Raw genomic sequence first — 13,560 nt, 5'->3', positions numbered from 1 at the left:
GCCGTTCAATGCAGGGTGCTGATCAACTGGGCCCGCGAGCGCATGCCGAACAGCAGCAGGATGGTCGACACGTGGTTCTTCACCGTGCCTTCGCTCAGGTTGGCGAGCTGGGCGATCTCCTTGTTCGCCTTGCCCTCGAGCACCCACTGCAGCACCTGCATCTGGCGCGGCGTGAGTTCCTGCCAGGCGCTGGCATGGGCGAACTCGGCATAGCCCGTGAGCGCCTTCGGCACGGCCGGCGGCGGCGACTGGGCGGCATCGGCGTCGAGCAGGCCGCAGGCGCGGATGAAGCTCACCACTTCCTTGAGGTCGGCCGACTTCGGCAGGAAGGCACTCGCGCCCAGCGCCAGCACGCCCTGCGCCAGGGTGCTGTTGCCGGTGCCCGAGAGCACGACGATGCGGGCCTCGGGATAGCGCAGGCGGAACTCGGCCAGGCCGCTCAGGCCATGGGTGTCGGGCAGCGCGAGGTCGAGCAGCACCAGGCCGATGGCGTCCTGGTGCGCCTCGTAGAGCTTGAGCGCGTCGGCGACGTTGCCGGCCTCGTAGACCTCGATCGCGGCGCCCGAGGAGGTCGCCTGGGCCTGGACCAGCGCACAGACGCCGAGGCGCAGCAGGTCGTGGTCGTCGACCACCAGGATCGCGGTGCGGCCGCGCGGCGCGATGCCGGCCTGGGCCGCCGAGGACGGGGGAGTGGAAGAGGAAGAGGGGATCGAGCGGAGCCACGCGCCGCATCTTAGCGGTGCACCCGGGCCGCGACAGTGCCGGAAGTCATGGCGATCCCCGCGATGGCCGCTCGGTGTAATGCTATTGTTTACATATCACTTGCCAGCGAAGCCGGCGCGGGGCACCATCGGCGGATTCCATCGCGGGCCGCAACGAACGGTCCGCACGAGCCACGGAGACACGCCATGCCGCACACCGCCACCGCCCACGCGCCCGGGGGCCGCCAGCGACCGCAAGGTCGACCGCCTGCTGGCCCGACTACGAACAGAGCCACCGGCACCCGACCAACGAGCTGATCCACTTCGTGGCGATCCCCGCGATCATGGTCAGCCTGGTCGGGCTGATCTTCGCTATCCACCCCTGGGCTGCCTACGCCTTCCTGCTGGCCAGCCTCGTCTATTACCTGACGCTGCGCTCGCCAGTCTTTCTGCTCGCGATGGGCATCCAGACCGCCATCCTGCTGGCGCTGGTCCACGCCATGGGCAGCCTTGTGCTGCCGATTTCCGCCGCCATCTTCGTGGTGGCGTGGATCTTCCAGTTCGTCGGCCACAAGATCGAAGGACGGAAACCTTCGTTCTTCGAAGACATCCAATACCTCTGGGTCGGGCCGCTGTTCGTGGTGTCCAAGCTGCTGCTGAAGCTCGGCATTCGCTGGTAAGTACCCGCTTACACGGTCTCGCCGGCTGCAAGTCGGACAAGACCACGGTCCTTCGGGGCCGCCGGCCGACAGTCCTTGCCTATCGGCCCGATAGAGACTTTAGGGGAACCCTTGCCTTAGCACTCCCTCAAACCGAGTGCTAATATGGCCAATACGAAGGAGTTTCCCCTGATGACAACCCTGTCTGGAGCCTCTGCCAACCAGCTCGCCGTCGCCAATCCGTGGTCGATGGTGCCCCCGCTGGGTAACCTGGATGCTTACATTTCGGCCGCCAACCGACTGCCGCTGCTCACCCTCGAGGAAGAGCAGGGCTTCGCCCGCCGTTTGCGCGACCACAACGACCTCGAAGCTGCCGGTGCGCTGATCCTCTCGCACCTGCGCCTCGTGGTGTCCATCTCCCGCCAGTACCTGGGCTACGGGCTGCCGCACGGCGACCTGATCCAGGAAGGCAACGTCGGCCTGATGAAGGCCGTGAAGCGTTTCGACCCCCGACCAGGGCGTGCGGCTGGTGAGCTACGCCATGCACTGGATCAAGGCCGAGATCCACGAGTACATCCTGAAGAACTGGCGCATGGTCAAGGTCGCGACGACCAAGGCGCAGCGCAAGCTGTTCTTCAACCTGCGCTCGATGAAGCAGGGCTTCAAGGCCGACTCGGCCGCGGCCGACACCGGCACGCACCGCGAAACGCTGAGCGCCGACGAGGTGACGCAGATGGCGGCGCGCCTGAACGTGAAGCCCGAGGAAGTGCTCGAGATGGAAACCCGGCTGTCGGGCGGCGACGTGCTGCTCGACCCGAGCCCGAACGACGACGGCGAGGAAGCCTTCGGTCCGATCGCCTACCTGGCCGACGCGACGCAGGAACCGACCGCGCTGCTCGAATCGCAGCAGCGCGACCGCCTGTCGAGCGACGGGATCGCGACCGCGCTCGAGGCCCTCGACGCGCGCAGCCGCCGCATCGTGGAAGAGCGCTGGCTCAAGGTCAACGACGACGGCTCGGGCGGCATGACCTTGCACGACCTGGCCGCGGTCTATGGCGTGAGCGCCGAGCGCATTCGGCAGATCGAGGTGGCCGCGATGAAGAAGATGAAGAAGGCGCTGGCCGATTACGCCTGATCGGCTTCTTTCGCCCCTTCGAACGAGCCCGGCCCCGCGCCGGGCTTTTTCTTGGGGCGCTCGTTCAGCCCGAGGTCTTGGCGAGCGTGCGCAGCGCGCGCCTGGCGATGTAGCGCGTCTCGGGCGTGTTCGATTCCTTCACCCAGCGCGCGCACACGCCATCGACCCACTCCGCCTGCGTCTTGCTTGCGTCGTTGAGCCAGTTGGCGACCGAGTTCTGCACGTAGCGGCTGCCGTCGGCGCGCAGCGGCTCGAGCAGCGGCAGCGCGCGCCAGGGCTCGGCCTTCAGCGCCTCGATCTGGGCGCACCACACGCCGCGCGGGCGCGTGAGTTCGCTCGCGAAGCGGCGGATGTTTGGATCCTCATCGCGCACCCACGGCTGCAGCAGCGCGAGCGCCTCGTCGAGCGAACCGACGACCGCGTCGCGCACCGCCATCCAGGCGATCTCGCGCACGCCGAAATGCGGATCGGCCGCGAAGCGCCGCACCGCCTCGAGCTGGCCGGTCAGCGGCAATTGCGACAGCGTGACCCACTGCGCCGCCCAGCAGCGCGCGACGTCGCTCGCATGCGTGGCGAGCCGGTGCGCAACGGCGTCGCGTTCGTCGTGCAGCGCGGCGAGGTCGTACAGCGCGCGTGCGATGTGGCCGTGCCGCTGCATCGGCTTGAAGGCACTCAGCATCGCCAGCGTGTCGACCAGCCGCTCGCTCGCCGCGTCGAGGCCGATGTGGCCCGCCACGCTGCGCGCCAATTGCGGCAGTTCGAGCGCGAGGAATTCGTTGAGGTTGACGGTCTCGATCAGCCCGTCGTTGAGCGCGCGCAGCACCTCGGGCGGGATCAGCGCGATGCGGAACGCGCCCTTGCGCGCCTTCAGGTGCTCGACCGCTTCGATCGCTGCGGCGAGGCTCGCGACCTCCGTGCCGGACGCCATCGGCTCAGGCCGCCAGCAGGGTCTTGATGTCGGCCACCATCGGCGGCACGCCGGCGCCGTAGCGCGCGTACAGCCGCAGCCGGCCCTGCGGGTCGTAGACGAAGCTCGCGGCCGAGTGGTCCATCGAGTAGCTGGTGGGCGTCTTGCCGTCGACCTTCTTGTAGTAGACCTTGAAGTCCTTGGTCGTGGCGGCCAGTTCGTCGGCCGTGGGGATCAGCGCGACGAAGCTGGGGTCGAAGGCGCCCATGTAGGCCTTCATCACCTCGGGCGTGTCGCGCGCCGGGTCGACCGTGACGAACACCACCTGGAGCTTGTCGCCGTCGGCGCCCAGCTGCTGCTTGACCTGCGCCATCTCGGTCATGGTGGTCGGGCAGACGTCGGGGCACTGCGCGTAGCCGAAGAACAGCACGACCACCTTGCCCTTGAAGTCGGCCATGGTGCGCAGCTTGCCGTCGGCATCCTTCAGCGAGAAGTCGCGCGCGTAGTCGGCGCCCGTGATGTCGACCGCATTGAAGCTCTGCTTGGTCTCGTTGCAGCCCGCGAGGCCCAGCCCCACGGTGGCCGTCACGGCGGTCCAGCCCGCGCCGGCGGCGATCAACTTCAGGGCATTGCGCTTGTTCATGGGTCAGCGGAGGTAATGGTCGACGAGCAAGGCCGCGAACAGCACGCTCAGGTGGATCAGCGAGAACCGGAAGGTCTTGCGCGCCAGGGTGTCGGAGTAGTTGCGCCACAGCGCGAAGGCGTAGCCGGTGAAGCCCACGCTCACGACCACCGCCACCGCGAGGTAGAGCCAGCCGCTCATGCCGTAGATGAACGGCATCAGGCAGCCCGCGAACAGGATGAAGGTGTAGAGCAGCACCTGCAGCCGCGTGAACTCGTTGCCGTGCGTGACCGGCAGCATCGGCAGGCCGGCCTTGCGGTAGTCCTCGACGCGATAGAGCGCGAGCGCCCAGAAGTGCGGCGGGGTCCACAAGAAGATGATGAGGAACAGGATCAGCGCCTCGGGTCCCACCTCGCCCGTCATCGCGGCCCAGCCCAGCACCGGCGGCATCGCGCCCGAAGCGCCGCCGATCACGATGTTCTGCGGCGTCAGCGGCTTCAGGATCACGGTGTAGATCACCGCGTAGCCGACGAAGGTGGCGAAGGTCAGCCACATGGTCAGCGGATTGACGGTGAACCACAGCAGCACCGAGCCGGCGATGCACAGCGCCGCCGAGAACAGCAGCGCCTGGCGGTCGCTGAGCTCGCCGCGCGCGGTCGGGCGCCAGGCGGTGCGCTTCATCTTGGCGTCGATGCCCTTCTCGACCAGGCAGTTGAAGGCCGCCGCCGCGCCCGCCACCAGCCAGATGCCGATGCACGCCAGCACGGCGCGCTGCACGTCGAGCCACGAGGGCGCGCCGGGCACGGCCAGCACCATGCCGATCAGCGCGCAGAAGACGATCAACTGCACCACGCGCGGCTTGGTGAGCGCGTAGAACTGGCGCAGCACGCTCGCGCCATGCGCCTGCTGCAGGGGAATCGGGGTGCTCATCGGGGGACCTCCGCGCCGCGCAAGGGGGCGCCAGATGGAACGGCGGGGTTCGCGCGCGACAGGCGGGCGCCGGCCGCCTGCTCGCGCCGGCTCTCGCACAGCGCCCAGACCAGCACCACCGCCAGGGCCGCGGCGCCGCCCGTGTGCAGCACGGCCGCCGCGAGCGGCCAGCCGAGCAGCACGTTGCCCAGGCCGGTGGCCAGCTGCAGCAGCGCGAGGCCGGCGAGCCAGCCGGCCTGCGGGCGCAGGCTGTCGATGCGGCGCATGCGCCAGGCCAGCAGGCCGAGCGCGACGAACACGAGATACGCCAGCAGCCGGTGCGCGTAGTGGATGGCGGTGAGCGCCGCGAAATCGAGCGGCACGCCTTCGCCGGTCACGCCGAGGTGGCGCCAGATCTCGAAGCCCTGCGCGAAATTCATCGGCGGCCACCAGCTGTCCTGGCAGGTCGGGAACTGCGTGCACGCGAGCACCGCGTAGTTGGTGCTGACCCAGCCGCCGAGCGCGATCTGCAGCACCAGCAGCACCGAGGTCGCGATCAGCCCGTTGCGCAGCGCCGGCGACACCGGCGTGGGCAGGCGCTGCGCGGCCACCTGGCGGTAGCGCACGGCCTGGATGCACAGCAGCGCAAGCAGCACCACGGCGCCCAGCAGATGCAAGGTGACGATGGCGGGAAAAAGCTTCCAGGTGACGGTGAGCGCGCCGAAGGCCCCCTGCAGGCAGACCCAGACCAGCGTGGCCGCGGGCCACCAGGCGCTGAGCGCGGCATGGTCGCCGGCTTGCCGCACCGACGACGGCGCTGCCCTCGCCTGCCGTCGCTGCCGCGCGCGCGACCACCCAGGTCGCGATCGCGAGCACGGTGATCAGCGCGCCGACGCCGGTGGCGAGGTAGCGGTGGACCATCTCGACCCAGGCCTTGCTGTGCGTGACCGGGCCCGTGGGCTGCGCGGCCTGCGCCATCGCGATCTCGTGGCGCGCGCCGACCGGGCTCGCATTGCCGTAGCAGCCGGGCCAGTCGGGCAACCCAGGCCCGAATCGGTGAGGCGCGTGAAGGCGCCGAACAGCGTGAGGTCGAAGGTCAGGAACAGGGTGAGCACGGTCAGCGCATGCAGCCGCCGCGCCGGGCCGGCCCCCGCGTTGCGCCGCCACACCCAGACCAGCGGCCCGAGCGCGATCAGCGCGCCGGCCGCCAGCAGCCAGGCGATCGGCGTGAGGTCGTAGAGCGAGCTGGAGTCCATCTTGATTGAAAGCGTCGTGCGTCTTCGTCGTCGTGCGTCGCGCTCAGCGGCCCGGCTCGTCCCACGAGGCGGAGGCGCGCAGCAGGCGGTCGAGGTCGCGCTTGGCGCGGCCCGCGCCCTTGGCATCCATGCGCGCGGGGAAACGCATCATGAAGTTGCCCATCGGGTCGACCACGAACAGGTGCTCGGCCAGCGTGTGGCCGGCTTCGGGCGTGAACCACCTGGCGAGCTGCTCGGGCGGCAGGCGCAGCACGGTGGCGCCGCGCAGGCCGTTCTCGAGGCGCTCGGGCACGGGCGCGGCATCGCTGACCAGCCAGACGCGGTCGAGCCGGTCCTTCTCGCGGCCCAGCACCTCGCGCAGCTGGCGCTGCAGGTAGAGCTGCTGCTCGCACAGCGCGTCGCAGGCGGCGTTGCCCACGGCCACCAACAGCCACTGGCCCTTGAGCGTCTGCAGGCTGACCGGCGCGCCCGCGCGGTCGGCGGCGGTCAGCGCGGGCATCTCATGCTGCGGATCGATCAGCTGGCCGTAGACGCTGCGACCCTCGGGCCGGATCACGTAGTAGGTGAAGTACGAGGCGATCACGGGCGCCGCGCACATCAGCATCACGGCGATCATCTTCCAGCGCCCGACGACCGTGCGGCGGCCCTCCGCGCCGTCGAGCGCCTGGGTCGGCGACGGCATCGAGTGCACGGTCAGCCCCAGCGGCTCGTCAGCGGACTGCATCGCGGCGTGCGCGGCGCGAGCGCCGGAGGGGGGCAATGAATTGGAACCAGACATAGAGGATCACCACGAGGGCCGACAGGCCGAACCACTGGAATGCATAGCCATAGTGTTTCTCCAGGCCCAGCGCGGGCGCCGGCCAATCGCGCTGCAGGCCCTCGGAAGCAGGCCCGGTCTGCTGCAGCGACACGTCGGTGCGCAGCGGCAGTTGCGTTTCGGCACGGAAGCCTTCGAGGTCGAGATTCTGCCGGATGGGCGAAGACCCCTCGCCAGCCGGTGCCGAGGCCGGCGCGGCGGGCTTGCCGAGCTCGAGCAGGTGGCCCGGCGGCGGCTCGATCAGGCCGGTGACGTCGACGAGGCCGGCCGGCGTCTGGACCGCGCCCAGTTGCGTGCGGTCGTTGAAATTGCGCTGGATCCAGCCGCGCTGCACCATCACCGTCTGGTTGCTGCCCTCGAGCGCGAGCGGCGTCAGCACGTAGAAGCCGGGCACGCCGTGCATCTGGCGGTTGTCGAGGTAGACCGACTGCGCCGCGAGCCACAGCCCGCGCAGGTGCACGGGTCGGTGCAGCATCTCGGCGGGCCGCTCGAGTGCGAGGAAATCGGCCTGCTCGAGCGGCGGCTTGAGCTTCTGGGCCTCGATCTCGGCCTGCAGCGCCTCCTTCTGCGCCGCGCGCGAGAGCTGCCAGCGGCCCAGCGAGATGGTCGAGGAAACGGTGACCAGCGCGGCGATGGTCATCAGCCAGAAGCGGGCCCAGGTCCAGCCGCGGTCGCTGCGCTGGCGGGAGGAGGCGGTGTCCGGCGCGCGGCCGGGAGGCGGGGTCAGGGGGTCGGGAGTCACTGGAGCGCGGGTGGCAGGCGGCCGATAATGCGGGTCATGAAATACTTCGTTGCCCTGTTGTTCGTGGGCATCTTCGCGAGCCTGGCTTTCGCGCTCTTCTACATGTTGAAGGACGGTCGCAACGGGCGCGCCAAGAGCGGCGGCATGGCGCGCGCGCTCACCTTTCGGATCGGCCTCTCGGTCCTTTTGTTCCTCTGCATGCTGCTGGCCTGGAAACTGGGCTACATCCAGCCCACCGGGCTCCCTCTCGGCAAGTAGGTGGTGCTCGTTCCACGAGAACCATGAAAAAGGCGCCTGACGGCGCCTTTTTTCTGGAATGCCGCGAGGTGCTTCGCTCAAAGCCAGTAGACCAGCATGTAGAGGCCGAGCCACACCACGTCGACGAAGTGCCAGTACCAGGCGGCGCCCTCGAAGCCGAAGTGGCGTTCGGGCGTGAAGTGGCCCTTCTGCAGGCGCAGCGTGATGAACAGCAGCATCAGCATGCCGATGAACACGTGCAGGCCGTGGAAGCCGGTCAGCATGAAGAAGGTCGAGCCGTAGGTGCCCGAGCTGAGCTTGAGGTTCAGTTCGGTGTACAGGTGGTAGTACTCGTAGCCCTGCACGCCCAGGAAGATCACGCCGAGCAGCACGGTGAGCCACATGAAGCGGATGGTCTGCGCGCGATGGCCGGCACGCAGCGCGTGGTGGGCGATGGTCAGGGTCACGCCCGAGCTCAGCAGCAGCGCGGTGTTGATCGTGGGCAGCCAGAACGGGCCGACGGTCTGGAACGGCTCGACGATGCCGGCCGGCGAACCGGTCACGCCGGCCGCGACGCTGGGCCACACGGCCTTGAAATCGGGCCACAGCAGGGCGTTGTCCAGGCTGCCGAGGTTCGGCAGCGCATGGGTGCGGGCCCACCACAGCGCGGTGAAGAAGGCGCCGAAGAACATCACCTCGGAGAAGATGAACCAGCTCATGCTCCAGCGGTACGAGAGGTCGATCTTGTGGCCGTACTGGCCGCTCTCGCTCTCGCCGATGGCGGCGCGGAACCACACGAACAGCGTGCCGAGCCAGATCAGCATGCCCAGCAGCAGCGACCACGCACCCCACTGGTGGCCGTTGATCCACTGCCCCGCGCCGAGGATCACGAAGAACAGGCCGATGGCGGACACGACCGGGTAGGCCGAGGGTCCTGGCACGAAGTAGTAAGGCGTGGTGCCGTGGGTGGTTGAACTCATATCAGCTCCTGGCTTTCTTTCTTCTCTCGATTCGATGGGTTCTGGGTAGCGTGGGGTCGTTCGGGGCTCAGGGCGCGACCACGAAGCGCACCACCAGCACGAGGCCGACGATGAACGCGATCACCATGACGAAGGCGACCGCGATGATGTGCAGCGGGTTCAGCTTGGCCAGGTCGTCCTGGTAGGCGCTCTTCTTGCGGATGCCGAAGAACGACCAGGCCACGGCCTTGAGGGTCGCGAGCAGCGAGCCCTTGCGCTGGGTGGCTGGAGTGGGCGGCGAATCGACCATCACGAACGCGGCTCGGCGGTGGTGGTGGGCGCGACGGCGACCGGCGCCGCGGGCGTCTTGCCGCCGACCTCGAAGAAGGTGTACGACAAGGTGATCGTCTTCACGTCCTTCGAGATCTTGGGATCGATCACGAAGGCGACCGGCCACTGCTTCTTCTCGCCCGCGTCGAGCGTGTACTGGTTGAAGCAGAAGCACTCGAGCTTGTTGAAATAGGGCGCGGCCTGCTGCGGTGCGTAGCTCGGGATGGCCTGCGCGGCCATGCGGCGGTTCTGCACGTTCTGGAACTCGTACATCACCGTGTTGAGCTCGCCCGGGTGCACTTCCATCGTGCGCTCGGCCGGCTTGAAGTCCCAGAGGCCGCCGCGCACGTTGGAGTCGAACTCGACCTTGATGGTGCGGGTCATGTCGACCTGCGTGTTGTCGGGCACGCGCACGTTCTTGCCGCCGCTCGCGCCGCCGGGCACCTCGAGCTCGGAGAGCGCGAGGATGTTGATGCCGGTCATCTCGCAGATGGCGCGGTACAGCGGCACCAGCGCATAGCCGAAAGCGAACATGCCGCAGGCGACCACGGCCAGCTTGCCGACCATCTGGACATTGGCGCGCCGGATGCGTTGACCGAGGCTCATGTGCGTGTGCTCCCGTGCCTGGAAATTGATGGAGGCGTCAGCGGCCGCTGAACCAGACCATGCGCACGACGAAGCCGACGAAGAAGATCAGCGCGATGGAGGCCAGCGTGAGCCCCATGCGGCGGTTGTTTCTTCTCTGTTCGGGCGTCATCGCGTGGCGGTCTCGATCGTCGGGGATGCGTGGGGCGATGCGGCGCTCAGCCGATCACCTTGGTGGCGGTCGCGTCGAGCTTGGGCGGCGTCTCGAAGGTGTGGAACGGCGCCGGCGACGGCACTTCCCACTCGAGGCCTTCGGCGGCTTCCCACGGCTTCTGCGGAGCCTTCTCGCCCTTGCCGAGCATGGTCGGCAGCACGACGAAGAAGAAGAAGTACACCTGGGCCAGGCCGAAGGCGAAGGCGCCGACCGATGCCACCGCATTGAAGTCGGCGAACTGCATCGGGTAGTCGGCATAGCGGCGCGGCATGCCCGCCAGGCCCAGGAAGTGCATCGGGAAGAAGGTGATGTTGAACGAGATCAGCGACCACCAGAAGTGGATCTTGCCGCGCGTTTCGTTGTACATCACGCCGGTCCACTTGGGCGCCCAGTAGTAGTAGCCCGCGAACATGGCATACAGCGAGCCGGCCACCAGCACGTAGTGGAAGTGGGCCACCACGTAGTAGGTGTCCTGCAGCTGGATGTCGATCGGCGCGATCGCGAGGATCAGGCCGGTGAAGCCGCCCATCGTGAACACGAAGATGAAGCCCACCGCGAACAGCATCGGCGTCTCGAAGGTCATCGAGCCCTGCCACATGGTCGCGATCCAGTTGAAGATCTTCACGGCCGTCGGCACCGCGATCAGCATGGTCGCGTACATGAAGAACAGCTGGCCCGTGACCGGCATGCCGGTCGTGAACATGTGGTGCGCCCAGACGATGAACGACAGGATCGCGATCGACGAGGTGGCGTACACCATCGAGGCGTAGCCGAACAGCTTCTTGCGCGCGAAGGCCGGCACGATCTGGCTGATGATGCCGAAGGCCGGCAAGATCATGATGTAGACCTCGGGGTGGCCGAAGAACCAGAAGATGTGCTGGTACATCACCGGGTCGCCGCCGCCGGCGGGGTTGAAGAAGCTGGTGCCGAAGTGGCGGTCGGTCAGCGTCATCGTGATGGCGCCGGCGAGCACCGGCATCACGGCGATCAGCAGGTAGGCGGTGATGAGCCAGGTCCAGCAGAACATCGGCATCTTCATCAGCGTCATGCCGGGGGCGCGCATGTTGAGGATGGTCACGATGATGTTGATCGAGCCCATGATCGACGAGGCGCCCATGATGTGCATCGCGAAGATGCCGGCGTCCATCGAGGGGCCCATCTGCAGCGTGAGCGGCGCGTAGAGCGTCCAGCCCGCGGCCGGTGCGCCGCCGGGCATGAAGAACGAACCGACCAGCATCAGCGCCGCGGGAATCAGCAGCCAGAAGCTGAAGTTGTTCATGCGCGCGAACGCCATGTCCGAGGCGCCGATCTGCAGCGGGATCATCCAGTTCGCGAAGCCCACGAAGGCCGGCATGATCGCGCCGAACACCATGATCAGGCCGTGCATGGTGGTGAACTGGTTGAACAGCTCGGGATTCACGAGCTGCAGGCCCGGCTGGAACAGCTCGGCGCGGATCAGCAGCGCGAGCACGCCGCCCACCATCAGCATCGTGAAGCTGAACAGCAGGTAGAGCGTGCCGATGTCCTTGTGGTTGGTCGCGAACACCCAGCGGCGCCAGCCGGTGGGCGCGTGGTGGTCATGGTGGTCGTCGTGCGCGTGGTCGCCGTGGGCGTGACCGTGGGGGTCGAGGACTGCACTCATTTCATCGTTCCTTGAATATCTCGTCGCTGGGCGCTGTTCGCTGTGTTGTTCCGGTCAACCGATCACTTGCCGCGCAGGGCAAGGACTTCGGCCGGCTGCACGATCTGGCCCGTCTTGTTCGACCAGCTGTTCTTGGTGTAGGTGGCGACGGCCGCGAGGTCGGTGTCGCTGAGCTGCTTCCAGGACGGCATCGCGCCGTTGTTCTGGCCGTTGAGCAGCACCATCAGCTGCACCTTGTGGTCGGCGTCGAGCACCTTGGCATCGCCGTCGAGCGCCTTGATCGGGCCCGCGCCCTTGCCGTTGGCCTGGTGGCAGGCCGCGCAGTTGGCGGCGTAGACCTTCTCGCCGCGCGCCATCATGTCGGGCAGGGTCCAGACCTTGGTCGGGTCGTCGAGCTTGGCGGCGGCTTCCTTGCGCTTGGCGGCGACCCAGGTCGTGTAGTCGGCGGCCGAGACCACCTTCACGTGGATCGGCATGTAGGCGTGTTCCTTGCCGCACAGTTCCTGGCACTGGCCGTAGTAGTCGCCGACGGTCTCGGCGCGGAACCAGGTGTCGCGCACGAAGCCGGGGATCGCGTCCTGCTTGATGCCGAGCTGCGGCACCGCGAAGGCGTGGATCACGTCGTTGGCGGTGGTGATGATGCGAACCTTCTTCTGCACCGGCACGACCAGCGGGTTGTCGACCTTGAACAGGTAGTCGTCGGGGATCGTGCCCTTGGCACCGGCGTCGGACATCGCGCGCTGCGAGCTGTCGAGCGTGGAGATGAAGGCCAGGCCCTCGCCTTCGCCGTTCAGGTAGTCGTAGCCCCACTTCCACTGGTAGCCGGTGGTCTTGATCGTGAGGTCGGCATTGGTTGTGTCCTTCTGGGCCACCAGCACCTTGGTGGCGGGCAGCGCCATCACGATCACGATCAGGAAGGGAACGATGGTCCAGATGACTTCGACCACCACCGATTCATGGAAGTTGGCGGCCTTGTGGCCCACCGACTTGCGGTGCTTCCAGATCGAATAGAACATGACCGCGAACACGGCCACGAAGATCACCGTGCAGATGATCATCATCACCGTGTGCAGGAAGTGCTGCTCCTGCGCAATCTTGGTCACACCGACCGGAAGATTCAACTGGCGCACCGAGGGGCCGCCGGGCAGATCGTTGACTGCGTGCGCCGCGCCGCTGAAAGCCGCGCCGGCCGCCAGCATTGCCGGCATGAACTTATTGCGCCAAATGCTCTTCATCGTGTTCACGTTTCTTCAAATTTTCAACAAACCCAACCGTGCGGCACCGCGCGAGCCCCCTCAGGCGCCGCGCAACGCCATCCGAATCTCGCGCGCCAGTGCGGCCCTCAACTCCGGCCGTACATAGCGCCCCACCCTGACCGACCGGCCCTGGCCCGACAACTCGATCAGCGATCGGTCGCCGGTCTGCGGCTCGATCCGCACCCGGTGCGGCAGAAATTCCGTGCGCTCGTAGCTCCCGCCGTTCTCGAGTTCGACCACGAGCCGGCCCGCCTGCAGCATGATCCTCTCGCCATCGGTCGCATGCCGGGCGTAGGCCATGAACGCGAACCCCACGGCAGCCAGTTCGAGCCAGGCGAACGGCAACACGAGCGGCGCGCCGTGCATCCAGAAGACCGTCCCGATACCGAGCGATACCACGCACAGTGAAGCGTAGAGCCAGCCGAGCTGGCTCGGCGTCACCGAGCAGTTCCGCTTCAGGAACCAGTGGATGTTCTGGCCTGAAACAGTGGCAAATCGAAACACGGAATTCGACACGGGCGAGTTCAGCAAATCGGTAAGTCGGCGCCCGCCAGTTCCCTTGTCTTCCACGGGTTCCGACGGACCTCGA

Annotated in this window: 14 protein-coding genes and 3 pseudogenes; 3 read left to right on the top strand and 14 right to left on the bottom strand. The window is 67.4% G+C overall.

The features are described from left to right. Nucleotides 1-5 precede the first annotated feature (5 nt). Nucleotides 6-710 (bottom strand): response regulator, encoded by a 705-nt coding sequence (locus ACHMXE_RS16740; protein ID WP_395352701.1) that lies wholly within the window; start codon nt 708-710, stop codon nt 6-8. A 259-nt stretch (nt 711-969) separates the two neighbouring features. Here ACHMXE_RS16740 and ACHMXE_RS16735 point away from each other — a divergent pair. Next, a pseudogene (locus tag ACHMXE_RS16735) lies at nt 970-1,381 on the top strand (DUF962 domain-containing protein). Nucleotides 1,382-1,552: 171 nt separating this feature from the next. Next, a pseudogene (gene rpoH, locus ACHMXE_RS16730) lies at nt 1,553-2,495 on the top strand (RNA polymerase sigma factor RpoH). A gap of 64 nt (nt 2,496-2,559) precedes the next feature. On the opposite strand, the gene ACHMXE_RS16725 reads toward rpoH, so the two are convergent. The 6 genes and pseudogenes from ACHMXE_RS16725 to ACHMXE_RS16700 form a co-directional block, all read right to left on the bottom strand. Beyond that, nucleotides 2,560-3,423 (bottom strand): DNA alkylation repair protein, encoded by an 864-nt coding sequence (locus tag ACHMXE_RS16725; RefSeq protein ID WP_395350269.1) that lies wholly within the window; start codon nt 3,421-3,423, stop codon nt 2,560-2,562. A gap of 4 nt (nt 3,424-3,427) precedes the next feature. Beyond that, nucleotides 3,428-4,045 carry an SCO family protein gene (locus tag ACHMXE_RS16720; RefSeq protein WP_209541868.1) on the bottom strand — a complete coding sequence of 206 codons (618 nt, stop codon included), beginning with the start codon at nt 4,043-4,045 and terminating at the stop codon, nt 3,428-3,430. A 3-nt stretch (nt 4,046-4,048) separates the two neighbouring features. Beyond that, complete coding sequence (cyoE, locus tag ACHMXE_RS16715; protein WP_208512970.1) at nt 4,049-4,954, bottom strand: heme o synthase; 906 nt, start codon at nt 4,952-4,954, stop codon at nt 4,049-4,051. Continuing rightward, nucleotides 4,951-6,189: pseudogene (locus ACHMXE_RS16710) on the bottom strand (heme A synthase). Before ACHMXE_RS16710 ends, cyoE begins: the two are co-directional and overlap by 4 nt. A 43-nt stretch (nt 6,190-6,232) precedes the next feature. After that, on the bottom strand, nt 6,233-6,913 hold the full coding sequence (locus ACHMXE_RS16705) for a hypothetical protein (protein WP_296801223.1): 681 nt from the start codon (nt 6,911-6,913) through the stop codon (nt 6,233-6,235). After that, nucleotides 6,900-7,748, bottom strand: a complete 849-nt coding sequence (locus tag ACHMXE_RS16700) for an SURF1 family protein (protein WP_395350267.1) — start codon at nt 7,746-7,748, stop codon at nt 6,900-6,902. Before ACHMXE_RS16700 ends, ACHMXE_RS16705 begins: the two co-directional genes overlap by 14 nt. A gap of 27 nt (nt 7,749-7,775) precedes the next feature. Here ACHMXE_RS16700 and ACHMXE_RS16695 point away from each other — a divergent pair, with 27 nt between their 5' ends. Beyond that, nucleotides 7,776-8,006 carry a twin transmembrane helix small protein gene (locus tag ACHMXE_RS16695; RefSeq protein WP_093347422.1) on the top strand — a complete coding sequence of 77 codons (231 nt, stop codon included), beginning with the start codon at nt 7,776-7,778 and terminating at the stop codon, nt 8,004-8,006. A 77-nt stretch (nt 8,007-8,083) separates the two neighbouring features. On the opposite strand, the gene ACHMXE_RS16690 is transcribed toward ACHMXE_RS16695, so the two are convergent. The 7 genes from ACHMXE_RS16690 to ACHMXE_RS16660 all read right to left on the bottom strand — a co-directional run bounded on the left by ACHMXE_RS16690 (nt 8,084) and on the right by ACHMXE_RS16660 (nt 13,487). Continuing rightward, entirely contained in the window at nt 8,084-8,965 is an 882-nt protein-coding gene (locus ACHMXE_RS16690) for a cytochrome c oxidase subunit 3 (protein WP_093347424.1), read from the bottom strand. Between the two features lie 67 nt (nt 8,966-9,032). Then, nucleotides 9,033-9,254: a DUF2970 domain-containing protein gene (locus ACHMXE_RS16685; RefSeq protein ID WP_395352699.1), complete on the bottom strand. Its 222-nt coding sequence runs from the start codon at nt 9,252-9,254 to the stop codon at nt 9,033-9,035. After that, the gene (locus ACHMXE_RS16680; RefSeq protein WP_395350265.1) at nt 9,254-9,880 is read right to left on the bottom strand and encodes a cytochrome c oxidase assembly protein; all 627 of its coding nucleotides are present in this window, start codon (nt 9,878-9,880) and stop codon (nt 9,254-9,256) included. The genes ACHMXE_RS16685 and ACHMXE_RS16680 overlap by 1 nt, the downstream gene beginning before the upstream one ends. 37 nt (nt 9,881-9,917) lie before the next feature. Further along, the gene (locus ACHMXE_RS16675; RefSeq protein ID WP_218159410.1) at nt 9,918-10,031 is read right to left on the bottom strand and encodes a cytochrome oxidase small assembly protein; all 114 of its coding nucleotides are present in this window, start codon (nt 10,029-10,031) and stop codon (nt 9,918-9,920) included. 46 nt (nt 10,032-10,077) lie between these two features. Then, entirely contained in the window at nt 10,078-11,715 is a 1,638-nt protein-coding gene (gene ctaD, locus ACHMXE_RS16670; RefSeq protein ID WP_057596467.1) for a cytochrome c oxidase subunit I, read from the bottom strand. Nucleotides 11,716-11,777: 62 nt separating this feature from the next. Then, nucleotides 11,778-12,950: a cytochrome c oxidase subunit II gene (coxB, locus tag ACHMXE_RS16665; RefSeq protein WP_203202769.1), complete on the bottom strand. Its 1,173-nt coding sequence runs from the start codon at nt 12,948-12,950 to the stop codon at nt 11,778-11,780. A 60-nt stretch (nt 12,951-13,010) separates the two neighbouring features. Beyond that, nucleotides 13,011-13,487 (bottom strand): DUF2244 domain-containing protein, encoded by a 477-nt coding sequence (locus ACHMXE_RS16660; protein WP_093348338.1) that lies wholly within the window; start codon nt 13,485-13,487, stop codon nt 13,011-13,013. Nucleotides 13,488-13,560: the final 73 nt, after the last annotated feature.

Origin of the sequence: Variovorax sp. UC122_21, from assembly GCF_044056785.1 — a bacterium.
GTDB lineage: Bacteria > Pseudomonadota > Gammaproteobacteria > Burkholderiales > Burkholderiaceae_C > Variovorax.
The sequence above is the reverse complement of the archived record's forward strand: the minus strand, read 5'-3'. Positions and strand labels throughout refer to the sequence as shown.